Origin of the sequence: Streptomyces flavofungini, assembly GCF_014650815.1 — a bacterium.
Classification (GTDB): Bacteria; Actinomycetota; Actinomycetes; order Streptomycetales; family Streptomycetaceae; genus Streptomyces; species Streptomyces flavofungini.
Map to the genome: position 1 here is coordinate 189,945 of NZ_BMVR01000007.1, position 21,717 is coordinate 211,661.

Here is a 21,717-nt window from a genome sequence, read left to right on the forward strand (position 1 = left end):
GACGTCTACCGTAAAGGCATTACTTGAAGTTCTCAAGCTTCTAGGTTCTTAAGTAGTTGGGAAAGAGTTTCCGTGTCTCACGCACAGCACACGGCCCCGTCACGGGCATCCGGGCAGACCGCGGTCGTCCTGGTGCTCGGGCTCGCCGCCATGGTCGTCTCGATGATGCAGACGCTGGTCGTCCCGATCCTCGGGATCATCCAGAGCGAGCTGAACGCCACCACCGCCAACGTCAGCTGGGTGACCACGGCCACACTGCTGTCCGCCGCCGTGTTCACCCCCCTCCTGGGCCGCTTCGGCGACATGCACGGCAAGAAGCCGACCCTCGTCGGCGTGCTGCTCGTGATGATCGCGGGCTCGGTGCTCGCCGCCACCACCACCTCGCTGACCTGGCTCATCGTCGGCCGCGTGATGCAGGGCGCGGCGACCGCGATCTTCCCGCTCGCGCTGTCGGTGCTGCGTGAGGAGATCAAGCCGGAGAAGCTGCACGGCGCGATGGCCCTGGTCAGCGGCACGCTCGCGTTCGGCAGCGGCCTCGCCCTGGTCGGCGCGGGCCTGCTCACGCAGGGCTCCGACCCCGACTACCACCGGGTCTTCTGGCTCGCGGTCGTCCTCGCCGTGGTGGCGCTCGTCGGCGTCCTGTTCGTCGTGCCCGCCTCGCGCTCCAAGACGGGCGGCCGCACCGACTGGCTCGGCGCGCTCACCCTGGCGGCGCTCCTCGTGCTGCTGCTCCTGCCGATCTCGCAGGGCCACGAGTGGGGCTGGACGTCCGGCCGCGTGCTCGGCAGCTTCGCCGCCGCGATCGTGATGGCGGGCGTGTGGGTCTTCACCGAGAAGAAGGTGAAGGAGCCGATGGTGGACATGGAGATGTTCACGCACCGCCCCGTGCTCTTCACCAACCTGGCGGGCCTGCTGCTCGGCTTCGCGATGTTCGCCCAGTTCATCGGCGTCTCGTACCTGGTGCAGATGCCGGAGCAACTCGCCGGTTACGGCTTCGGCGCCTCGGTGCTCGACGCCTCCGTCGTCTACCTCCTGCCGACCACCCTCGTCTCGCTGGTCGGCGCCCAGTTCGGCGGCGTCCTGGTCCGCCGCATCGGGGCGCGCGTCACGCTGGCCATCGGTGCCGCCTTCGGAGTGCTCGGCTTCGCCTGGCTGACCCTGGCGCACGGCACCACCGCCTCGGTGATCGGCGCGGGCATGGTCGTCGGTCTGGCGATCAGCTTCGGGTACGCCGCCATGCCGGCGCTCATCGTCGCCAGCGTCCCGGCCCACCAGACCGGCATCGCCAACGGCATCAACTCGATCTCCCGCTCGGTCGGCAGCGCCATCGCGAGCGCCACGATCACCTCGCTGCTCGCGTCGAAGACGATCAAGCTCCCGGCCGGCATGCCCGCGCTGCCCGAGGAGAGCCAGTTCACGCTGAGCTTCGCCATCGCAGGAGCGGCGTTCGTCCTGGTTGTGGCGGTCTCCCTGCTCGGACTCAAGGCGGCACACGCGCCGCGTACGCCGATCCTGCAGAAGCGGGCGGAGTCGGAGACCCCCGAGCGCGTCGGGGTCTGAACCGGCCGGACCGGAATCGGCATGAGGCCCGGCCGCCTGTGGGTGGCCGGGCCTCATGCCGTCCGCTGCCCCCGCTACCCGGTCGCGCCGAGCGCGTCCGTGCGGGCCTCGATCGCCCGCAGCACCGCCACCATGTCCTGGTCGCCGTGCCCCAGCGCCACCGTGTCGGCGAACAGCGCGTGGCAGACGTCGAGCAACGGCGAGGCGACCCCGGAGGCCCGGGCCGCGTCCGCGACCAGCCGGTTGTTGAGGAGTACGTCCAGCGCCGCGGCCTGCACGCCGAAGTCCCCGGAGAGCAGCTTGGGCGCCTTCATCCGGGAGACTCCGCTCGCCATCGGCCCGGCGTCGAGGACGTCCAGGAACAGCTTCGTGTCCAGGCCCTGCCGCTCCGCGAAGTGGAACGACTCCGCGAAGCCCGTGACCGTCGTGATCAGGAACAGGTTCACCGCCAGTTTCATCAGCAGCGCGCCCGGCACCTGACCGCACCGGAACGTCTCCCGGCACATGGGCCCGACGAACGGCCGCACCTCGGCCACGTCCCGCTCCGCGCCCGCCAGCATCCCCACCAGCTGCCCCGCCTCGGCGGGCGCGCGCGACCCCGACACGGGCGCTTCGACGTACCGCCCGCCCGCTGCCCGCACCGCGGCGCCGAGACCGCGCGAGTACTCGGGCGACGTCGTCCCCATGTGCACGACCGTGTGCCCGGCGACCCGGGCGCCGAACGCCGGGGTGTCCCGGCCGAGCGCCGCGTCGATGGCGGCGCTGTTGGCCAGCATGAGGATGACGACGGGAGCCTTCTCGAACACCTCGTCCACGTCCGCCGCCACCCGCGCCCCGGCGTCGCGCAGGGGCGCGCACCGGGCGGCGGTGCGGTTCCAGACGATCAACTCCGCCCCGGATCGCGCCAGCCGCAGCGCCATGGGCTGCCCCATCACGCCCAGGCCGATGAACCCCACGTCCATCCCGAACTCCCGTCCCCGACTGTCGAGGCCGTACGGCCGAGGTCATCGGCCCGGCCGTCTATGACGGCTGTCATAGTAGCGGGGGAAGTACGGTGCGGCACAGCAGAGTTCGTGCGGCGTGCCGGTCATCGCGTACGCGGCGCCGGTCCCGCGCACGACGGGATGGCTTCCCGTACGAGGCGACGGCTTCGCGTGCGACGCGACGAGTGAGGTGGAGGCGACGACGTGACAGCGGGTGAGGCGTCCGGGCGGGGGCCGCGTGCGCGCATGGTGTTCAGCGCGGCCCAGTTGCTGCGCCGAGGGGGCGTCGGCGCCACCGGCATGCGGGACGTGGTCGAGCACGCGCGGGCGCCGCGCGGCTCGCTCCAGCACTACTTCCCCGGCGGCAAGGAGCAGTTGGTCAACGAGGCCGTGGAGTGGGCGGGGCAGTACGCGGCGGGGCGCGTCGCCCGGTTCGTGGCGGGGCTGCCCGAGCCGACGCCGAGCGGTCTGTTCGCCGCGATGGTGCGCCAGTGGACGGACGAGCTGGCGAGGGCGGGCGAGACGTCCGGCTGCCCGGTCGCCGCGGCCGTCGTGGACCGCGCCGACACGAGCGAGTCCACGCGGACGGCAGCGGCGGCGGCGTTCGCCACCTGGACCGGCCCGCTGGCCGGGGCGCTCACCGACATGGGAGTACCGGCCGCCCGCGCCGAAGCGCTCGCCACCGTCATGATCAGCGCGGTCGAGGGCGCGCTCCTGATCGCCCGCGCCGAGCGGGACGTACGCGCGCTGACGACGGTGGCACGGGAACTCGGGCCGCTCCTGGACGGGGCGGTCGTCCGGCACTGAGCCGACCCGCCGTGAACTCCGGCCCCAGCCCCCGGACGGCCCGGCCGCGTACCCGGCCCCCGCCCTACCCCCGCACCTCCGAAACCGCCGTCATCCGCCGGGCGCGCACCAGCGCCTCGATCACCACCGGATGGCCGAGATGGCGCGCGACAAGCACCAGATGGTCGCGTTCCGCGGCGGCCGGCACGTCCTCCCCGGGCAGCGCCCCGAGCAGCATGTCGGTGTCGGCGGGAGGCAGGCCGCGGCCGCGCGCGTCGGCGGCGTACAGCAGCGTCGCCGCCGCCTGCGCCGCCACGACGTCGAAGCCGACGAACCCGCGCCGGGCCAGCTGGTCCACGGCGCGGGCGGGGGCGCTGTTCATCCAGGGGCTCAGGCTGCGGGCGCCGTCCCGGATCTCGACGAGCCTGCGGGACAGGGCGATCCGGGTGTCCCAGCCGCCCCAGAGGAGGCCGGGCGCGAGGACGAGTTGGGGGTCGGCGCGCACGACGGTCTGCCACAGCGGGCGCAGCGCCTGGTAGTCGCGCCGCTCCTGCCTGCGCGCGAGGAACGACAGCCGCACCAGGCTGTAGTTGGCGACGAGACCGCTGACGGCGGTGGTCAGCCACGCGGCCTCGGCGACGCTGTCGAGCCGCTGGCCGCCCGCCGCTCCGATCATCGCCGCCAGGACACAGACGACATACGCCATGTCGAGGGCGACGGCCAGCGCGAACTCGACGACGCAGCGCCTCAGTTCGGGAGTGAGCCGGGGCCCTTGCGGTGCCAGCAGGGCACGGCACCGCCGCACGGTCGTCGTGACGATCGCGGCCAGCATGGCGAAGTACACGAGGTGGAACGCCACGACGTCCGGGGCGTGCACATAGTCGGGGGCGAGCAGCAGGGGCCGTGCCTCACCGCTGAGGTCGGCCCGGGCGTAGAGGACCGTCATGGCGACGATCGTGGCCGCGTAGAACGGGGCCCAGACGCGGACCGTGCGGCGCAGCGCGCCGCCGGTCCGGTGCTCGGGATGCCACAGCACCGACATCAGATGGGCGTGCCCGACGCACAGCAGCCCCACGGTGTTCGCGAGCAGGGCGGACAGATGGGGCGCGCCGGACGCGGTGTCGACGGCGCGGTACACGGCGGGCGTGGCCAGCAGGAAGATGACGCCCGCGAGGAACAGCGACGACGCGGCGACCTTGAGCGGGACCGCCGGTTCACGCCGGGCGGCGAGCGCCTTGCCGGTGGCCAGGTACAGGGCGATGGCGGCGGCGGTCAGGCTGACCGAGGTGAGGATCGCGTGCCACATCAGATGCCGGCGTGCCGGTTGGTGAAAGAGGCGAGCGGCCCGGTACGGCCGATGTCGTCATCGAGGGACAGCATCAGCATGCCGACGGTGGCGAACACCTCCGCCGACCACTCCTCGTCCTCCTCGTAGCCGGTGCGCAGTCGCACGGGCCGGGTCAGCACCTCCCGCACCACATCGGCGGGCAGGGAGGGCAACTGGTCGGCGACGAGGCGCGGGTCGAGGAGGTCGCAGACGGTGATGGCGTACGGATCGACGTCCGCGGGGCTGCCGCTGAGCAAGTGGTACAGCTCGTGCAACAGGACGTGCAGCCCTTGGCGTTCACTGGTGTTGGACGTGATGACGATGGTGTCCTCGGCTTCCCCCTGGACGCAGAACCCGCTGACGTGCGAGGGCAGGGGGAGCTTCTGGACGGTGATGGTCCGGCCGCGCTCGTGCGCGACGGTGTGGAGCAGCTCCTGCAGCCCCTGGCCGGGCCGCAGGCCGAGTTCGTCGTGGATGATGCGGATGGCCCGCCGGCGCGCCCGCGCCCAGGCGCGGCGCTTGCGTACGGCGGAGCGGATGCGGGTCGAGGCGTCGGCGACGCGCGCCCGGCCGGTGTGGTGCCACACGACGGGGGCGCCGACGGTCGGCACGGGTCAGCTCTCCCGGCTCGGCCCGGTGGCGGCCCGGGCGCGCCCGACGCCCGCTGGTGGCACGGCTCTTCGGGCTGGTCGGGCCCGTCGTGCCGGTTCCGTTCTTCGTTCCGGTTCCGCGAGACACAGGACCTGTGCCCGTGTGCTGGCGCCTCTCATAGGCCGTTCACGCTCCCCGCTCGCTACGTGACGGGCGTGTGCCCGCTGACCTGCGCAGGGACAGTATCAGGCTGGTGGCGGAACGGTTCGTCGGCACCCCGTGTCAGTCAACGGACAGCAACGGTCCGGAACTTGGTCCGCAGTGCTGGTCGGGCGGTGGATCTGACCGAAAGTCGAACACTGTACGGTCTGATTCCGTGTCAACAATTGAAGACAGCGCTGGCCGGGGACGGTTGAGGCGGATACTCTCAGGGCGCCCCAACGAGTTTCGTGGCCCATGGAGACCTTCAGGTGAACGCAGCCGACCACCAACCGGCGCCCGGACACGAGATCGCCCGTCTCCTCGCCGACGTGGACGCCTACGCCCTGCGTCTTGGCACCTCGCGCGGCCGCCTGCTGGATGTCGTGCTCATCTCCCGTGCGACCGGCATCGAGCCGGAGCGGGTGCGGGCCCTGCTCGCCGGTGAACTCCCCGAGGAGGAACCGCGGGAGAAGAACGCGCGGGAGGGCTTCCGCAAGGCGCTGTTCCAGCAGCGCCTCCGCTTCCTGCAGCGGACCCGCCTCAAGGAGACCCCCGCGGGCAAGGAGCCGTACGGGCTGCGGGAGATCTCGCGGGCCACGGGTATCTCGGCGCAGCACGTGTCGAACCTGCTGAACGGCGAACGCGGCGCGAACCACGACCACGCGGCCCGCCTCGAACTCTTCTTCCGGGCGCCGGAGGGCTTCTGCTCCCGCACCGAGGGCGCCGCGCTGATCGCGTACCTGCGCCGGATGGTGCACGAGGACCTGCCGAAGCTCGCCACGCGCGCGGTCCTGCAGGAGTTGGGCGCGCGCTCGGTGGCCCTGCGCAGCACGGCGGACGGCGCCCAGATCGACACGCTGCGGGACCTGCTCCCGGCCCTCGACGAGCTGGTCAAGGTGATTCAGGGGCGTAAAGCGGGCGGTGGCCCGGAGGGCGGCGGCGGGCGTCCGTGACGCGCGGGTGCTACGCGCGTTGTGGTGCACCGAAATTGCCGAGGCGGCACGTCCGCGGGTTCATTCCGGGCGCACGCCCATGACATGCATCGTTCTCAATCGTTGACACCGCCTGTGATAGTGCATCAGGATCTGTCTCACGCCAGGGCCGGGGGCAGGCCGGCTCTGACGGGGAAGGAAGCCTGCCCGGATGTTCCATTCGTCCGCATGACCTGATTTCGGGTATCCCGCGTGGGGGCGGGGGACGCCCGGCAGAGAGTCATCGGTCCTGCTCATGCCCCGACAGGCCTTCGTGCCGCGTCGCCGTACCGCTGGGTGCCCGCCCAACTGCGTCGGCGTTCTCCGGGGATTGGTCGGCCCCTGCGAATGGAACGAGCGTTTCGTCAGGTGATGCCAGGACTGTCGTGACCCGTACCGGGGTCACGGTGGGGCGGGGAGGAGCGATGAGCTGGTGACGACACCCTTCGGCACCCGGCGCTCCTTGGTGGTGCGGCCCGAGGAAAGACAGCGGTCACGGTCCCGAACGGGACGAGGGGAGCCCCTGCCCGGGGGATCCCGCCGCTGCCGGGAGCGAGCGATGCCCGTCCTCGCTCCCACTGGGCGGGGGTGGGGCCCCTGCTCGCCGAGCCACCTGATCCTGATGAGCCGTGCTCACGCCATGACGGGGCTAATTCAGGAAGATGCCATGGATGCTACTGCTACGTCCCTAGCCGCTTCGGCAGGGGCCATCATCGCCGATGAGCATGGCGATGTACTGATGGTGAACCCGATGTACACGGCCTACTGGAACCTTCCCGGCGGCCATGTCGAACCGGGGGAGAGCCCGAGCGCCGCCTGCGCCCGGGAAGTCCGTGCGGAGCTCGGTCTGGACGTCGAGATGGGGGACCTGCTCGTGGTCGCCTGGGTCGACTCCGACGGCTGGATGCCTCGCGTGTACTACATCTTCGACGCCGGAGAGGTCACCGCCGAGCAACGGCGGGCGATCACGCTGCGGGAGGACGGCGCGGGGCAGTACCGCTTCGCGTCCCCGGAACGGATCGACGCGTCGCTGATCCCGCCGTTCGTCAAGCCCATGTGGGAAGCAGCGCTCACCGCCCGCAAGGACAAGCGGCTGGTGTGCATCGAAGTGGAGGTGTGATCGGCTTGACCGCTCACGCCAGGTGAGCGGGGAGCGGGGGAGAGGACGGCAGGCGAACGAACGAGAAGCGCGGGAGAGATCCGAGCCGACCGGTCCCTGTCCCGATGCCTCACCCTCGCGCAGGACCAGGAGCCGCCGCCCCGCCCGGGCGGCGGCTCCGCCGCTGTGCCTCCGACGCCGTCGACGCCCTCGGTCCTGATCTTGACGTTTCCCGTCGACGGGACGAGCCGCCCTGCCTGCCGGGCCCGGCGCGCATGTGCGCCGGGCGCCCAACTTGGCCTGAGAACCGGTGGGTGCGCACCCCGGTCCGTGCCATCGTGGACCCATCGAATGGTATGGACCTGACAAGTCGCCACGGGTCGCGGGCCGCCACGGCGGGCGGTGTGCGCGGGCGGTGCCGACGAGGGGAGTACGCATGCGCGGGTCGACGGTCTTGCCCGGTACGAGCCAGGGAAACGGCAGCCACCCCGGTACGGGAGGCCTGCCGATCCACCGCCTCGAGGTGCCGATGCCCAACGCGCTGCCCTTCGCCATCGGCACCTTCGACACCATCGGCCCGATGTCCCGGGCCTCCTTCCCGCACCGGCACACCTTCCACGAGATCGTCCTCGTCACCGGCGGCACCGGCAGCCACGTCGTCGACCTGACGCGCTTCACCCTCCGCCCGCCGCACCTGTGCTTCATCGCCCCCGGGCAGGTGCACTACTGGGACGGTGTCCGGGGCCTGGAGGGCTGCGTCGTCGTGTTCACCGACGACTTCCTCATCGAGCACCCCGCCGACCGCGCCCTGCTGCGCCGGCTCGGCCGCCGCCCCTGGCTCGAACTGCCCGAGCGGGACGCGGACTGGGCCGCGCGCCTCGTCGCCGAGATGGACCACGAGTACCGCACCGGTGCCGAGGGCTTCGGCGGCGTCCTGCGCGCCCTGCTGCACATCCTCGTGGTGCGCGCCGGACGCCTCCCCGCCCCCGACCGGATCCACCCGTACGGCGCCCCGGCCCCCGAGGCCGCCCGCCCCGCCCCGGCGGCGGCCCGGTTCGTCGCCCTGGTGAGCACGCCCCGCGCCCTGCCCTGGTCCGTGCGGGACTGTGCCGGACACCTCGGTGTCTCGGTGAGCCACCTCAACGAGGCGGTGAAGGCCGCCATGGGCCGCACCCCGGGGGAGCTGCTCCGCCAGGCCCGGGTGCACGAGGCGAAACGCCTGCTCGCCTGCACGGAACTGACGGTACGTCAGGTCGCGGGCAGGGTGGGCTTCGCCGACCCCGCGTACTTCTGCCGCTTCTTCCGCCGCGAGACCGGCGCCACTCCCGGCGACTTCCGTCGCGGCGGTGGCGATATTCACCACGACCACCGCATTGCGTCCATCGCCCCGCCCGGGCCCGCCGCATAGCTTCTTAGCCGATCCCCACCCCCCCACCCCAGGAGGAGCGATGGACGGCGACACGCCCACCAACGGGCACGACATCAGCGAACAGCCCTCCGGGCCGCCGACCGGCGAGTCCGCGGACCCGGCCGCGCCCGCCGCGCGCAGGGGCCCGAGCCGCAAGACCGTGCTCCGCGCCGCCCTCGCCGCGGGTGTCGCGGCGCCGGTGGCGATGATGGGTGTACCGGCCCTCGCCCGCACCAGGGCGGGCACCGGCAAGGCCCCCGAGGTCACCCCGTCCTGCGACGACGGCGACGACCCGACCCCGCCCCAGACGGAGGGCCCGTACTTCAAACCCAACTCGCCCCGGCGCACCTCGCTCATAGAGCCCGGCACACAGGGCACCCGGCTGACCGTCACCGGCTATGTGTTCGGCCTGGCCTGCCTGCCGATCTCGCAGGTGCTCCTCGACTTCTGGCAGGCCGACGCCCGCGGCGCCTACGACAACGTGGGCTTCCGGATGCGCGGGCACCAGTTCACCGACGCCCGCGGCGCGTTCACCCTCACCACGATCTTCCCCGGCCTCTACCCCGGCCGCACCCGCCACCTGCACGTCAAGCTGCAGGCGCCAGGACGCCCGGTCCTCACCACCCAGCTCTACTTCCCGAACGAGCCGCGCAACAACACGGACCCGATCTTCGACGCCCGCCTCCTCATGAACGTGCGGGACGTCGGCAACACCAAGGACGCCGACTTCGACTTCGTCCTGCGGGTGCCCCAGACACCCTCGCCCACCGACCCTCCGACCCAGCCCCCGGGCGGAACCTGGGCCATCGGCACCGGCTACAGCGTCGGCGACCGCGTCACCCACGACGGCCGTGCCTACGTCTGCCTCCAGGGCCACACGGCCCAGCGGGGCTGGGAGCCGCCGTCGGCGCCGTCGCTGTGGCGGGCGGTGTGACGCCTGGCGTGACGTCTGGTGTGACGCTTGATGCGCCGCGCCCGCGTTGACGCCCGTCGGAGTGGGCCGGCGCCCGAGCGCTGAGGCGTACGGGAGCCGGCACCTGCGAGCGAGACGCGGCGGCCCGGGCACATCCACCCGGGCCGCCGCGTCCGTGGGCTCACCCCGGCGGGTCCACCTGCGCGCACAGCTCGCCGATCAGCCGCGCCACCGTCCCGGGCTCCCGCAGGGTGGGGAAGTGGTCGCAGTCGGCGAGCCGGACGAGTCGGCAGTCCGGGATGCGCGCGGCCATCTCCTCGTTGACCGCGATCACCGCGGGCTGGTCCCGCTCGCACAGGGCCAGGACGCACGGCGCCGCGACCTCCCCGAGACGGTCGTAGGCGGGCGGGTCCGCGACGTCGTGTGCGTACGTCGTGAACCACGCCGGGATCGCGCCCCGCAACTGCCGCGCCGGTGCCCCGTCGGGCGCGGGATCGGCCGAGGCCCACAGGCGCAGCGCCATCGCCACCAGGCCGTCCATGTCACCGGCCTTGGCGAGCTGCTCGATCTCCACCATGACCTCGGGCGGCTTCAGGCCCGACGCGCCGGTCACGCCGGGGGCGATCAGCGCGAGCCCGGCGACCCGGTCCGGCTCGGCAAGGGCCACGCTCAGGGAGGTGGCGCCGCCCATGCTCGACGCGGCCAGGACGGCCCGTTCGATCCCGAAGCGGTCGAGCACCGCGAGTGCGTCGCGCCGTTGGGAGTAGGACGTCGTGGGGGTCGGGGACCGTCCGAAGCCGCGGGCGTCATAGCGGATGACGCGGCGCCGCCCCGTGAGCGCGGGCACCACGCCGTCCCAGATCCGGGAGTCGCCGATGCCCGGATGCAGCAGCACCAGCGGCAGCCCCGGACCTGCCGGATCGCCCTCGTCCCGTGCCCACACCTCGCCGCCGTCGACGGCAACCGTCGTTTCCATGACGGCATTCGTACCCGGGCCGGGGCCCGGGACGCGTTCACGAGGCGGAGTGCCCCGATCCCCGGGGGCGCACGATGTCGCGTACGAGCGCGAAGGAGCGGAGGCGGTCGGGGGTGCTGTGGACCGGGGTGACGATCATCAGTTCGTCGGCTCCGGTGGACTCGGCGATGCGCGTGAGGGCGGCCTCGACCGTGTCGCGCGTGCCCCGGGCCTGCTCGCCGACGAACGCCCCGAGCGCCTGCTCCTCCTGCGCGGTGAACTGGTGGGCGGCCGCGGCGGCGAGCGTGGGGAACGGCTGCTCGCCCTGGCCCTTGAGCAGGCCGGCCTTGATGATGTCCATCGGCCTGGCCAGCTCCGCGGCCCGCTCCTCGGTGTCCGCGCACACCGTCTCGACGCACACCAGGACGCGCGGGGCGGCGCTCCAGCGCGAGGGCCGGAAGGCGTCCCGGTAGCGCTTGAGGGCCGCGAGGGTGTTGTCGGGCCGGATGTGGTGCGCGAACGCGATCGGCAGGCCGAGGGCGGCGGCGAGTTCGGCGCCCGCGTCGCTGGACGCGAGCAGCCAGGGCTCGGGGAGTTCACCGATGCCGACGTCGAGCAGGTGGTCCAGGGTCGCGGTGACGTCGCGGCGGTACTCGTCGTCGGTCGTGGGGTCGGCGCCGCGGCGCAGGGCGCGGGCCGTGGGCTCGTGGAAGGTGCCGGGGCCGCGGCCGATGCCCAGGTCGATGCGGTCGGGGTGCAGCGTGGCCAGGGTGGCGAACTGCTCGGCGATGGTGATCGGGGCGTGGTTCGGGGCGAGGACGCCGCCGGAGCCGAGCCGGAGGCCGGGCGTGGTGGCGGCGATGTGGGCGGCGAGGAGCACCGGGGGGAACGCGCCGATGGCGGGCGACTGGTGGTGCTCGGCGAACCACAGCCGGTCGTACCCGAGGCGGCTCAACTCCTGCGCCGTGCGCTGACAGTTGGCCAGCGCGTCGGCAGGGGTGGTGCCGGCTTCGACGATGGACACCTCTAGGGCGGAGAGCGGAAGATTGATCATCCGGCCAGGATATGCCGGGCGTTCGCAGGCCCCACGACGGTCGCCCGCGGGTGCCGGGGCGGTGGCCGCGCACGCCCTCGGGTGACACCGGCCGCACGGAAACCCGCCGCGCGCCGTACGCCCCGCCCGCGCGCCCGGCGCCGAACCGGGCCAAGCCCGCCACCGCGTGCACCCGCCGCGGTATGGCCATTTCCCGCCCGCACGGCGAGGATGCCTAGCCCCCGGCGCACCTCGCCGCACCCGGGGCGGAAAGTTGGAGGGCACCGCGATGGGCACACACGCAGCGCCGCGCACCCGCAGACCCGCACTCGTCGCCGCCGTGGGCGCCACGTTGCTGGCGGCCCTGCTCGGCATCCCGCGTGCGGACGGAGCGCCGCGCTCCGCCGACCTCTGCCGCACCACGGGAACCGGGCTGCCACGCGGCGACTGCGGCCCGTTCTGGCAGGTCCTCGCGGAGGACTTCGACGGCGACCGGGTGCCGCTCGGATCGTTCCGCGACTGCGACCACCACGTCGACACCTCCGCCGCGTACTGCGGCGGGCTGCGCGGCACGTACCGGGACAACTGGTGGGCGTATCCGACGGGTTGGCGCGACACCGCCAACGACCGCGATCGTGCCGTCGCCGGTGTCTACCACCCCGAGGACACGGTGAGCATCGGTCCTGCGCAGAACGGCGACGGCCGCATGCGCATCCGGATGTGGCGGCCCGACGACGGAGGGCCCGTCCACGCGGCGGCCGTCGTACCGCGTGCCGTGATGCAGATGAAGTACGGCAAGTACAGCGCGCGGATCAAGGTCACCGCGCTGTCACCCGGCTACAAGTCGGCGTGGCTGCACTACGGCGGCGGCTGCGAGATGGACCACCCCGAGGGCGAGTGGACAGGCTCCCTCAGTGCCTTCCACCACCCGTGCGGCGGCGGCGAACAGGGCTCGTTCGAGGGCGCCGACGACTGGACCGAGTGGCACACCGTGTCGACGGAGTGGACACCCGGCCACGTCCGCTTCTTCGTCGACGGCCGCCAGGTCGGCCACGACACCCGTGACGTCCCGGACCGCCCCCTGTCCTGGGTCCTCCAGAACGAGAGCGCCTTGGAGGGCCCGACGGCCGCACCCGGCAGCAGCGCGCAACTGGAGGTCACGTGGGTGGCGGCGTACGCGTACGGCTGGCGGTGAGGTCACGACGACGCCGCGGCCGACACGGAACCGCCCGCTCACTCCGCCGTGGAATCTCGACGGGGTGAGCGGGCAGGAACGTCGACCGCGGCGCGGACGGGGCCGGGTGCCGGTCAGTCCCAGCGGTAGCCGTCGCCGAAGTTGAGGGTGTGCTCCAGCACGTCCTCCAACGGGTCGTCGATCTGGCCGGTGTTGATCAGCCCGATGACGGGGGCGGTGTGGGAGCCGCTGTGGTGGGTCTCGTCGGCGTGTGCTGTGCCCGTCGACAGGGTGAGCGGCACGGCACACACCGCTGCCGCCAACACCCCACGCATGGCCTTGCGCGTCCAACTGCTCTTCACTGCGTGCTCCTTGATCCCTCGCCCTGTCGGGGTCGCGCGTCGCCCTGCGGCGCGCCCGGCACCCGGGAGAACAGCCGTTCCGGCCGCCTCGTGATGCTCAACATCGGACCAGGTCAGGAGGTCACCGACGATCATACGAACGTGTCTGTCCGACAAGCTCATTGATCATCGGTACGGGGGATGGGGGATGGTGGCACCCGGCACGGATGGCGTGAAGTCGCTGCTCCGTCCGTGCGGGCGGGGAGCGCGACGGCCCGCCGGAGCAGGGCGGAGCCTCAAACGGCGCGTTGCGGGGGCGCTGGGGAGAGCTGGCCGGGGCGCGGCAGGACGTGCCTGGGGGCGGGGCCGGGGAGCGCCGGGTGTGTGGGGGGCTTGGGTGCTCGGGCGACTGGGCGCCTTGGGGGACCGGCCGCGTGGGGGACCGGACGCATGGGGCGGTCGGGCGCCCGGGCAGAAGTGCGCGCCCGGACGGCGTTGACCGCCGGGCGCGGTGGACGGCTCGGCTCGGCTCGGCGTGGGCGACCGGCGCCCCGGCGTTCCGCCGTCGACGCCGACCGCCCCCGCGAGGCCTCAGTGGCCGTGCGGGATGAGCCGCCCCACCGCCTTCCAGGTCGCGAGGATGCCCCGGCGCTCGACACCGGGAGGCCCGGCCGGGGCGGGGACCTTCGGGGCGGGTTGGCGGAACGCGAGCGGTTCCCAGTCGCACGGCGGGGCGGGGCAGTGGTCGAACGCCCCGCCCCGGCCCGTGCGGTCGGCCACGGCACGGTCGTCGTCGTGTGCCTTGAGTCCGACGCTGACGAAGGTCAGCAGGAGGGCCACATCGATGTCGCAGTCGAGGAGCACGGTGATCCACGAGGCCCCGGGGCGCACCCGGATCGCAGTGCTGTGGGCCAGGTGCGGGCGCAGCCGGTCGACGGCCGCGCGGGTCAGGCACACGTCGGCCGCTCCGTCGGAGTGGAAGTGGACGACTTCGTAGCGCATCGCTCCCGGCGTCCCCACGATCCCGAAGGAGCGTCCGACAGCGCACCGGGAAGAGCCACTTACCAGGTTCGGCCACGACTCCAGCTGGGTCATGGCGCGTTGTGCCGCGGTCATAGGTGCCATCGTCGCGCGGATTTCACCCTGCCAACTACCCCTGTTCACGCTTCGCTTGGTGACGAACGCGCTTCTCGGCCACCCCATCTCAAATGAAGATCTACGAGGTCATGTCATCACCCGGACCCGGCGCGCCGGCAGGGGGAGCGCGCCGTGGCCGGGCGCGCGCCGACGCCCCGACGCGTGACGCACGTTACAGAGCCCACCGGGAACTCACCCCCCTCCCTGCTCGACCCTTGGACCGGCCAGGTCACCACCCGACCGGCCCCGCACCACCGTCCGGCACCCAGGAGAGCTCGACATGCCCGCCGCACCCACCGCCCCCACCCCCGTCGAGGGGCCACCGGCCCCACCGCCGGACCCCTCCCCACGGCGCTTCGCCCTGGGCCCGCTCCGGCCGCTGGTGCGGCGGCTGCACTTCTACGCGGGTGTGCTCATCGCGCCGTTCCTGCTGGTCGCCGCGGTGACGGGGCTGCTGTACGCGGGTTCGTACACGGTCGAGAAGATGGTGTACGCCGATGAGTTGACCGTGCCCGTCGGCGACCGGAAGCTGCCCGTGGCCCGGCAGGTCGCCGCCGCCCGCGAGGCCCACCCGGAGGGCGAGGTGAGCGCGGTCCGGCCGGCGCCCGGGGACGAGGACACCACCCGCGTCCTGCTGTCCGGCGTCCCCGGCGTCGACCCCGAGCGCACCCTCGCCGTGTTCGTGAACCCCTACACCGGTGACGTGCGCGGCGCCCTGGAGCAGTACGGCTCCAGCGGAGCGCTGCCGCTGCGCACCTGGGTGGCCGAACTGCACCGAGATCTGCACCTGGGCGAGCCGGGCCGTCTCTACAGTGAAATCGCCGCGAGCTGGCTGTGGGTGCTCGCCGGTGGCGGCCTGGTGCTGTGGTTCGGGCGGCGCCGGGCCCGGCGCAAGGTGCGGGGCGCGGCGGGCCGCCGCCGCACGCTGTCCCTGCACGGAACGGTGGGCGTATGGACGGCCGCCGGGCTGATCTTCCTGTCGGCCACGGGGCTCACCTGGTCGACGTACGCGGGACAGAGCATCGGGGACCTGCGGGAGGCCGTCGGCCAGACGACGCCGGCGGTGTCGACGAGCCTGGCGCCCGCGGGGGAGTCCGGTGGCCCGGCCGCGCGGGAGCACGCCGAGCACGGCGGGGGCGCGTCCGGCGGGCAGGGGTCGAAGGGCGGAGCGGAGGACGTCGGCGTCGACGCCGTGCTCGCGGCGGCCCGTGCTCAGGGGGTCGCCGGGCCGGTGGAGGTCGTGCCGCCCGCCGACGCCTCGTCCGCGTACCTCGTCAAGGAGATCCAGCGGAGCTGGCCCGAGAAGCAGGACTCGGCGGCCGTCGATCCGGCGACCGGGAAGGTCGTCGACGTACTGAGGTTCGACGACTATCCGGTGCTCGCCAAGCTGACGCGGTGGGGGATCGACGCGCACAGCGGCACCCTGTTCGGCCTGGCGAACCAGGTCGTCCTCGCCGGCGTCGCCTTCGGTCTGATCCTGCTGATCGTGTGGGGCTACCGGATGTGGTGGCAGCGCGGGCGCGGCAGTGCCTTCGGCCGTCCGCTGCCGCGCGGGGCCTGGCAGCACGTTCCGGCGTACGTCCTGGTGCCGCTGATGGCGGCGGTCGCGGTGCTCGGCTACTTCGTACCGCTCCTGGGGATTCCGCTGGTGGCGTTCCTGGCCGTGGATATCGCGCTCGGGGAGATCGCCTACCGGCGCGGGAAGCGGAGTTACGGCCCCGCCGGGGTCTGAACCCGCACGGCGGCGGAGGCGCACAGGCGCCGGAACCCGTGAAGCGTCGGCGGCCGTCAGGGGCCGCCGACGCTTCTGCGCGCGTGCTGCTCAGCAGCTCAGGTTGGAGCCGGGGTCCACGCCGAGGACCTGGCTGAACTGCTTGTACTTGTCGATGCGGCTCTGCACCTGGCCCGGATTGCCGCCGTTGCACTCCAGGCTGCCGTTGATGGAGCGGATGGTCTCGCCGAATCCGGCGCCGTTGACCATGGCGTTGTGCGGGGTCATGGTGCCCGGGCCGTTCTGGGTGTTCCAGTACCAGAGGCCCGTCTTCCAGGCGACGGCCGCGTCGTTCTGCACCAGGTCGGGGTTGTGGAGCAGGTCGATGCCGAGTGCGTCGCCCGCGGCCTTGTAGTTGAAGTTCCAGCTGAGCTGGATGGGGCCGCGGCCGTAGTACTTGTCGTTGCCCGCCGGGCAGCCGTAGGGCTGGGTCTTGTCGCAGTAGTGCGGGTAGTTCGCCGTGTTCTGCTCCACGACGTGGACCAGACCGCCGGTCTCGTGGCTGACGTTGGCGAGGAAGGCGGCGGCCTCCTGCTTGCGGACGGTGTCGCTGCCGGTGTTCGTGAACCCGGGGTACGCGCTGAGGGCCGCCGTGAGGCCGTTGTACGTGTAGAAGGAATTCCGGCTCGGGAACATCTGGTTGAACTGGGACTCGCTGACGATGAATGCCGCGGCCGCCTTGCCGGACGAGGGCTTGCCGGAACTGTCCGCCTTGTCGGCCGATGCCGGCGACGCGAGCGTCAGCAGTGTGGCGGCGGAGATGGTGGCGGTCAGTATTCCGAGTATGCGAGATCGCATGGCTCACTCCATGGGGGGACGCCGAAGAACGGCGGTGCGAAGTACGGATGTGGGTGTCGGTCCGCGCGTCGGAGCGCGGACCGCCGCAAGCCGGACGGTGGGGATGGGCAGCCAAGTGCCCGCCGGACAGCGGGATTCCGCTTCGTTGGACTAGACCATACCGATGGCTGTGTTCGCGTCAAGGGTGTGAACGGTGCGGCCTGCGGCGGCCATTGAGGCGGCAGGGGGCTGTCGGTGGACGGCGCGCGGTCGCGGTGACGGGTGGGGTGTCGGGGTCGGGGGCGGGTGTGCGGCCGGGCTCGTGCCGCGCCACTCCCGGTGCGTAACTCTGCATGCGGGTCGGATAGTTGAATCGCCCTGTGCGGCGCAGAAGGTCACGCACCGCCCGTGGACAGCGCGGTGAGGTGACCCTCAAGATGGTGCGCGACCACGGATGAAGGAGAAGTTCACATGCGTAGACGACATGTGCTCGTGGGCGGCACCGCCCTGACCGCCGCCGCGCTCGCGTCACCGTGGCGGACCACCGCCGCCCTGGCGGCCGACGCCCCCGCGCACCCGGCGCCCGCCGACCGCGCGGCCCCCGCCCCCGCACTGCCGCCCAGGGACGCGATCATCCGCGTACTGCGCCGCGTCGCCGACCACTGGATCGGCGCCCACACCGACCCCGGTGACAACGGCTGGGCCAACGCCACCTTCTTCAGCGGCCTCCTCGCCCTGCACCGCCTGACCGGCGCCGCGCCCTACCGCACGTACGCCCGCCACTGGGCGGAGAAGCACGCGTACGGACTCAAGGGCGGCGTCACCACCCGGCACGCCGACAACCAGTGCGCGGGCCAGGCCTACCTCGACCTGTACGAACTCGAACCCGAGGCGGGCAAGCTCACCGCGATCGAGACCTGTCTGCGGCGCATGACGCTCACGGACCAGCCGGCCAAGAACGACGACTGGTGGTGGGACGACGCCCTGCACATGGCCATGCCGCCGTTCGCCCGTCTCGGCGCCCTGCGCGAGGACCCGCGCTATTGGGACAAGATGTCTGCCCTGTATCACCACACCAGGACAACCGAGGGCGGTCCCGGCCTGTACGACGCGGGCACGTCGGGGCTCTGGTACCGGGACAAGCGGTTCCTGCCCGGCGGGATCCTCTCGCCCGGCGGCAAGGCGGTCCTCTGGTCGCGCGGCAACGGCTGGGTGGCGGGCGGCCACGTCAAGACGCTCAAGGCGCTGCCCGCGAGCGAGCGCCACACCGCCGAGTACCGCGCCACGCTCACCCGCTTGGTCAGGGCGGTGGCGAAGGTCCAGCGCCCGGACGGCTTCTGGAACGTCAACCTCGCCGACCCGGCCCATCTGCCCGGGCCCGAGACGAGCGGCACGTCCTTCTTCGTGTACGGCACGGCGTACGCGGTGGCGGCGCGGCTCGTCGACGCGGCGACGCATGTGCCGGTGGCCGCGCGGGCGTGGAACGGGATGGTCGCCACGGCGGTGCACCCCGACGGCTTCCTCGGCCATGTGCAGAAGGTCGGCGACCGGCCGGAGTCGAGCCAGCCCATCACGTACGAGAGCACCGCGGACTTCGGCGTGGGTGCTTTCCTGCTGGCGGGGACGGAGTTGGCCCGGCTCGCGCGCTGACGGGGCGCCGGGCCGACGCGGGGCGGTGGCGCGGGGCGCCGACAGCGCGATCGCCGGGCGTGCGTGGATCCACGCACGCCCGGCGACCGGTGAGAGAGCGCTACTGCCGAGTGATCAGATCACGTCGACGGCGTCGCCGGTGGCCTTCACCTCGGACGTCGTCGAGTTCCCGGCGAAGGTCCAGCGGTAGGAGCCGTCGACGGAGGCCTTGACCGTGGTCTTCAGGTTGCCCTTGTTGTCGGTCTTCACGGTCTTCACCGCGGTGTAGGCCGTGGCGCCCTTCTTCTTGAACTCCAGCTTCGCGGACTGGCCGGAGTAGCCCGCGTACTTGCTGGTCTCCCAGTTGGCGCGGGTCAGCGCGCCGGTCACGGTGAGCGTCTTGCCCTTCTTGATCGGCTCCGGCGAGGCGTTCACCGTCAGCTTGGCCTGGCGCTGGACCTTAAAGGAACCGGACTTCTCCGCCAGGATGGTGTCGATGTCGTTCGCCGTCACCAGCGCGTCGACGTACCAGACACCGGCCGGGCCGTTGTCGAAGAAGTCCGTGTCCGGGTCGAGCGTGAACTTCGCCGTGCACGTCGACGTCGTCGTGCTCTCCGCCACGCACTTCGGGTTGCCCGTCGGCAGGGCGTGGCCGGCGCCGCCGCCGAACAGCGTGATGTCGGCCGTTTCGATGCCCGAGTCGTCCGACGCGGTCACGGAGACGGTGAAGGTCTTGCCGGCGGTGGTGCCGAGCACGACCGGCTTGCCGCCGTTCACGATGACCTTGTCGATGGTGACGTCGCCGGACGGCGCGGCCACGGCGCCGGGCGCGGCGAAGCCGGCCGCGGCGACGGCCAGGGCCGAGCCGAGCATGGCGACGCGGGTGCGGTGTCGCATGGATCCCCCCACGGGATGATGCCGGGTCAGAAGTGGTGCCCGGCGAGAGATGTGAACGCGATGACAATACGGTCTTCACGCCATCTCCATCATTGTGTTGATCGCCACGCGCGTGGCGTGCAACCTTTCGGGCCCCGGAATGTCAAAACTCGAAGGAGTTTTCGGACTGTCGCCCGAAGTGATCATTCCGCCCGCGCGGCACCCGGTGGGGGCACCGGAGCCCGCCCGCGAGCATTGTGCGGCGCGCCCATCAGGAGGATCGTCGGCGTCCACGGCGCGGGAGGTTGGCCTCCACGGCGCAAGAGCGCGCGGCCGTTCGAGGACCGAGAGGGTGACGAGAGGGTGAGGGGAATTAGTGCCCGCGAGGCACGGCGTTCCGGTACGTGAGACGAGCCACCAGAACCCCGACCGAGCAGACCGCCGCGCGGGCGGTGGGCGCCGCCCTGCAGTCCGCGCCGTGGCCCCTCCTGCTCGCCGGGGTCGACGGGCGCGTCCGGTGGGTCAACACGGCGGCGACCGCCCTGCTCCCCGGCGTGGACGCCGGAACTCCCTTGGCGCGGCACGCCCCGTCCTGGCTCGCCGACGCGCACGCCCGCCGCGACCGGCAGGCCGCCGGTGCGATTGCCGGGCGGGCCCTCCGGGCCGAGGCCGCCGCGGCGGACGACACCGCGGGCGTGCTGTGGTGGCTGCGCGAAGAGTCCGACGAGGGGTCTGCACCGCACGTGCCGCGGACCGAGCGCGAGCGCGCCCGCTTTCTCGCGGACGTCTCCGACGCGCTGCTCGCCTGCACCGACCCCCGGGAGTGCAGGGGGAGTACGGCGCTGTTGGCGGTGCGGCACCTCGCCGACGCGGTGGTGGTCGTCGGGGCGGGGCGGGGTGCCCGGCCGCCGGTGGCCGCCGCGTGGCGCGGTGGGGAGGTGGTGCACGGGCGGCTCGCGGGGAACGCCGCCGAGGTGCCGGGGCTCGCGGAGGCGTTGCAGGGGTTTCCGCCGGTTCCCTCGCGGTGGCTGGATGCGGCGGCGCTGCCTTCGTGGATGCTGCCCGAGGCGTTCGGGGGGTCGGGCCCGGACACTGGTTCCGATGCGCTCGGCGGCTCGGGGGCGAGTGGCGGCGCCGAGTCCCTCGACGGTCCGGGCTCGGACGGCGGCTCCGGCGTGCGCGGTGGTCCGCACTCCGCCGGTGCTCCCGACTCGGCCGACGCGCCCAGCGGTTTCGGTGACCCCGGCGCACTCATGGTCACACCCCTGCCGGGTCGCGGCACCCCCATCGGCGCGCTGGTCCTCATACGGCGAGCGGGAGCCGAGCCCTTCACCGAGGACGACGAGTCCCTCGCCCGCCTCTTCGCGGTGCGCGCCGCGGCCGCCCTGTCCGCCGCGACGCTGCACACCGAGCAGGCGGCCGTCGCCGAGCTGCTGACCCGGGACACGCTCCGGCCCGGGCTGCGGTGCGTCGACGGCGTCGAGTACGCGGTCGGGCACCGCCCCGCCGACGGCGAACTCGGCGTCGGTGGCGACTTCTTCGACATCGGCCCCGCATCCGAGGCGGGCGGCGAGACCCACGTCGTCCTCGGCGACGTGTGCGGCAAGGGCCTGGAGGCCGCCGCCCTGACCGGGAGGATCCGCACCGCGCTGCGCGCCCTGCACCTGCTCGAACCGGACCACCAGCGGCTGTTGCGCGTGTTGAACGCAGCCCTGCTCGGCACGGACCACAGCCGCTTCGCGACGCTCGTGCTCGCCTCCGTCAGCCGTCGCGGCGATGCCGTCGCCGTCCGGCTGACCAGCGCCGGACATCCGCCGCCGCTCATCGTGCGCCGCGGCGGGGGCATCCTCGCCGCCCCGACCCACGGCACCCTCATCGGCGCCCTGCCGGAGGTGTCGGCGCGGACGTACGAGACGACGCTGCGCCCCGGAGAGGCCTGCCTGCTGTACTCGGACGGCGTCACCGAGGCCAAGGGCGGCCCGCTCGGTACCGACCGGTTCGGCGAGGAACGGCTGCGCGCGGCCCTCGCGGAGTGCGCCGGGCAGCCGCCGGAGGCGATCGCCGAACGCGTGCAGATGCTTGTCGCCGACTGGCTGGGCGGGCGGCGCCACGACGACATCGGCCTGGTGGTCATCGCCGTACCGCGCCGTCAAGGACCGCCGTGGTGACCGTGCCCCACTGCCGG

At 72.8% G+C, this 21,717-nt stretch carries 19 protein-coding genes; 10 read left to right on the forward strand and 9 right to left on the reverse strand.

What is annotated here, in order from left to right; all coding sequences use genetic code 11:
* The first annotated feature begins 72 nt into the window (after positions 1-72).
* The gene (locus IE274_RS20060; protein WP_190117203.1) at positions 73-1,560 is read left to right on the forward strand and encodes an MFS transporter; all 1,488 of its coding nucleotides are present in this window, start codon (positions 73-75) and stop codon (positions 1,558-1,560) included.
* Positions 1,561-1,634: 74 nt separating this feature from the next.
* Here IE274_RS20060 and IE274_RS20065 read toward each other — a convergent pair whose 3' ends face one another.
* A complete protein-coding gene (locus IE274_RS20065; protein WP_190117204.1) occupies positions 1,635-2,522 on the reverse strand; it encodes an NAD(P)-dependent oxidoreductase in 888 nt (295 codons plus the stop codon).
* Positions 2,523-2,789: 267 nt separating this feature from the next.
* Here IE274_RS20065 and IE274_RS20070 point away from each other — a divergent pair, with 267 nt between their 5' ends.
* Positions 2,790-3,350 (forward strand): TetR/AcrR family transcriptional regulator, encoded by a 561-nt coding sequence (locus IE274_RS20070; protein WP_190117462.1) that lies wholly within the window; start codon positions 2,790-2,792, stop codon positions 3,348-3,350.
* A 64-nt stretch (positions 3,351-3,414) separates the two neighbouring features.
* Here IE274_RS20070 and IE274_RS20075 read toward each other — a convergent pair whose 3' ends face one another.
* Together IE274_RS20075 and IE274_RS20080 are read right to left on the reverse strand one after the other, a co-directional pair.
* Positions 3,415-4,635, reverse strand: coding sequence for an MAB_1171c family putative transporter (locus IE274_RS20075; protein ID WP_190117205.1), 1,221 nt, complete (start codon positions 4,633-4,635; stop codon positions 3,415-3,417).
* Positions 4,635-5,267 carry a hypothetical protein gene (locus tag IE274_RS20080; protein ID WP_190117206.1) on the reverse strand — a complete coding sequence of 211 codons (633 nt, stop codon included), beginning with the start codon at positions 5,265-5,267 and terminating at the stop codon, positions 4,635-4,637. The genes IE274_RS20075 and IE274_RS20080 overlap by 1 nt, the downstream gene beginning before the upstream one ends.
* A 450-nt stretch (positions 5,268-5,717) precedes the next feature.
* Between IE274_RS20080 and IE274_RS20085 the strand changes: the two genes are divergently transcribed.
* From IE274_RS20085 to IE274_RS20100, 4 genes are all read left to right on the forward strand, one after another.
* On the forward strand, positions 5,718-6,401 hold the full coding sequence (locus tag IE274_RS20085; protein WP_190117207.1) for a helix-turn-helix domain-containing protein: 684 nt from the start codon (positions 5,718-5,720) through the stop codon (positions 6,399-6,401).
* Between the two features lie 685 nt (positions 6,402-7,086).
* Entirely contained in the window at positions 7,087-7,539 is a 453-nt protein-coding gene (locus tag IE274_RS20090) for an NUDIX domain-containing protein (protein ID WP_190117208.1), read from the forward strand.
* 415 nt (positions 7,540-7,954) lie between these two features.
* Complete coding sequence (locus IE274_RS20095) at positions 7,955-8,926, forward strand: helix-turn-helix transcriptional regulator (RefSeq protein ID WP_190117209.1); 972 nt, start codon at positions 7,955-7,957, stop codon at positions 8,924-8,926.
* 40 nt (positions 8,927-8,966) lie between these two features.
* Positions 8,967-9,860: a dioxygenase family protein gene (locus tag IE274_RS20100; protein WP_190117210.1), complete on the forward strand. Its 894-nt coding sequence runs from the start codon at positions 8,967-8,969 to the stop codon at positions 9,858-9,860.
* A gap of 160 nt (positions 9,861-10,020) precedes the next feature.
* Here the strand turns inward: IE274_RS20100 and IE274_RS20105 are convergent, their stop codons facing one another.
* Positions 10,021-10,815 carry an alpha/beta fold hydrolase gene (locus IE274_RS20105; RefSeq protein ID WP_190117211.1) on the reverse strand — a complete coding sequence of 265 codons (795 nt, stop codon included), beginning with the start codon at positions 10,813-10,815 and terminating at the stop codon, positions 10,021-10,023.
* A gap of 37 nt (positions 10,816-10,852) precedes the next feature.
* The gene (locus IE274_RS20110; RefSeq protein WP_190117212.1) at positions 10,853-11,848 is read right to left on the reverse strand and encodes an MsnO8 family LLM class oxidoreductase; all 996 of its coding nucleotides are present in this window, start codon (positions 11,846-11,848) and stop codon (positions 10,853-10,855) included.
* Positions 11,849-12,116: 268 nt separating this feature from the next.
* On the opposite strand from IE274_RS20110, the gene IE274_RS20115 reads away from it, so the two are divergent.
* Positions 12,117-13,022 (forward strand): glycoside hydrolase family 16 protein, encoded by a 906-nt coding sequence (locus tag IE274_RS20115; protein ID WP_190117213.1) that lies wholly within the window; start codon positions 12,117-12,119, stop codon positions 13,020-13,022.
* 113 nt (positions 13,023-13,135) lie between these two features.
* Here IE274_RS20115 and IE274_RS20120 read toward each other — a convergent pair whose 3' ends face one another.
* A complete protein-coding gene (locus IE274_RS20120) occupies positions 13,136-13,336 on the reverse strand; it encodes a hypothetical protein (RefSeq protein WP_190117463.1) in 201 nt (66 codons plus the stop codon).
* Positions 13,337-13,933: 597 nt separating this feature from the next.
* On the reverse strand, positions 13,934-14,344 hold the full coding sequence (locus IE274_RS20125; protein WP_443732147.1) for a luciferase domain-containing protein: 411 nt from the start codon (positions 14,342-14,344) through the stop codon (positions 13,934-13,936).
* A gap of 415 nt (positions 14,345-14,759) precedes the next feature.
* Between IE274_RS20125 and IE274_RS20130 the strand changes: the two genes are divergently transcribed.
* The gene (locus tag IE274_RS20130) at positions 14,760-16,211 is read left to right on the forward strand and encodes a PepSY-associated TM helix domain-containing protein (RefSeq protein WP_190117215.1); all 1,452 of its coding nucleotides are present in this window, start codon (positions 14,760-14,762) and stop codon (positions 16,209-16,211) included.
* Positions 16,212-16,301: 90 nt separating this feature from the next.
* Here the strand turns inward: IE274_RS20130 and IE274_RS20135 are convergent, their stop codons facing one another.
* Positions 16,302-17,048, reverse strand: a complete 747-nt coding sequence (locus tag IE274_RS20135; protein WP_190117216.1) for a chitinase — start codon at positions 17,046-17,048, stop codon at positions 16,302-16,304.
* Positions 17,049-17,498: 450 nt separating this feature from the next.
* Between IE274_RS20135 and IE274_RS20140 the strand changes: the two genes are divergently transcribed.
* A complete protein-coding gene (locus IE274_RS20140) occupies positions 17,499-18,677 on the forward strand; it encodes a glycoside hydrolase family 88 protein (protein WP_190117217.1) in 1,179 nt (392 codons plus the stop codon).
* Positions 18,678-18,791: 114 nt separating this feature from the next.
* Here IE274_RS20140 and IE274_RS20145 read toward each other — a convergent pair whose 3' ends face one another.
* A complete protein-coding gene (locus IE274_RS20145) occupies positions 18,792-19,553 on the reverse strand; it encodes a calcium-binding protein (RefSeq protein ID WP_190117218.1) in 762 nt (253 codons plus the stop codon).
* Positions 19,554-19,936: 383 nt separating this feature from the next.
* On the opposite strand from IE274_RS20145, the gene IE274_RS39545 reads away from it, so the two are divergent.
* Positions 19,937-21,700: a PP2C family protein-serine/threonine phosphatase gene (locus IE274_RS39545; RefSeq protein ID WP_229909676.1), complete on the forward strand. Its 1,764-nt coding sequence runs from the start codon at positions 19,937-19,939 to the stop codon at positions 21,698-21,700.
* Positions 21,701-21,717 lie beyond the last annotated feature (17 nt).

What these genes read in the sequence shown, in the direction of transcription:
- IE274_RS20065 (WP_190117204.1), bottom strand. Translation starts at nt 2,522, where the DNA reads ATGGACGTGGGGTTCATCGGCCTGGGCGTGATGGGGCAGCCCATGGCG.
- IE274_RS20070 (WP_190117462.1), top strand. Translation starts at nt 2,790, where the DNA reads ATGGTGTTCAGCGCGGCCCAGTTGCTGCGCCGAGGGGGCGTCGGCGCC.
- IE274_RS20075 (WP_190117205.1), bottom strand. Translation starts at nt 4,635, where the DNA reads ATGTGGCACGCGATCCTCACCTCGGTCAGCCTGACCGCCGCCGCCATC.
- IE274_RS20090 (WP_190117208.1), top strand. Translation starts at nt 7,087, where the DNA reads ATGGATGCTACTGCTACGTCCCTAGCCGCTTCGGCAGGGGCCATCATC.
- IE274_RS20095 (WP_190117209.1), top strand. Translation starts at nt 7,955, where the DNA reads ATGCGCGGGTCGACGGTCTTGCCCGGTACGAGCCAGGGAAACGGCAGC.
- IE274_RS20100 (WP_190117210.1), top strand. Translation starts at nt 8,967, where the DNA reads ATGGACGGCGACACGCCCACCAACGGGCACGACATCAGCGAACAGCCC.
- IE274_RS20105 (WP_190117211.1), bottom strand. Translation starts at nt 10,815, where the DNA reads ATGGAAACGACGGTTGCCGTCGACGGCGGCGAGGTGTGGGCACGGGAC.
- IE274_RS20110 (WP_190117212.1), bottom strand. Translation starts at nt 11,848, where the DNA reads ATGATCAATCTTCCGCTCTCCGCCCTAGAGGTGTCCATCGTCGAAGCC.
- IE274_RS20115 (WP_190117213.1), top strand. Translation starts at nt 12,117, where the DNA reads ATGGGCACACACGCAGCGCCGCGCACCCGCAGACCCGCACTCGTCGCC.
- IE274_RS20120 (WP_190117463.1), bottom strand. Translation starts at nt 13,336, where the DNA reads ATGCGTGGGGTGTTGGCGGCAGCGGTGTGTGCCGTGCCGCTCACCCTG.
- IE274_RS20125 (WP_443732147.1), bottom strand. Translation starts at nt 14,344, where the DNA reads ATGCGCTACGAAGTCGTCCACTTCCACTCCGACGGAGCGGCCGACGTG.
- IE274_RS20130 (WP_190117215.1), top strand. Translation starts at nt 14,760, where the DNA reads ATGCCCGCCGCACCCACCGCCCCCACCCCCGTCGAGGGGCCACCGGCC.
- IE274_RS20135 (WP_190117216.1), bottom strand. Translation starts at nt 17,048, where the DNA reads ATGCGATCTCGCATACTCGGAATACTGACCGCCACCATCTCCGCCGCC.
- IE274_RS20140 (WP_190117217.1), top strand. Translation starts at nt 17,499, where the DNA reads ATGCGTAGACGACATGTGCTCGTGGGCGGCACCGCCCTGACCGCCGCC.
- IE274_RS20145 (WP_190117218.1), bottom strand. Translation starts at nt 19,553, where the DNA reads ATGCGACACCGCACCCGCGTCGCCATGCTCGGCTCGGCCCTGGCCGTC.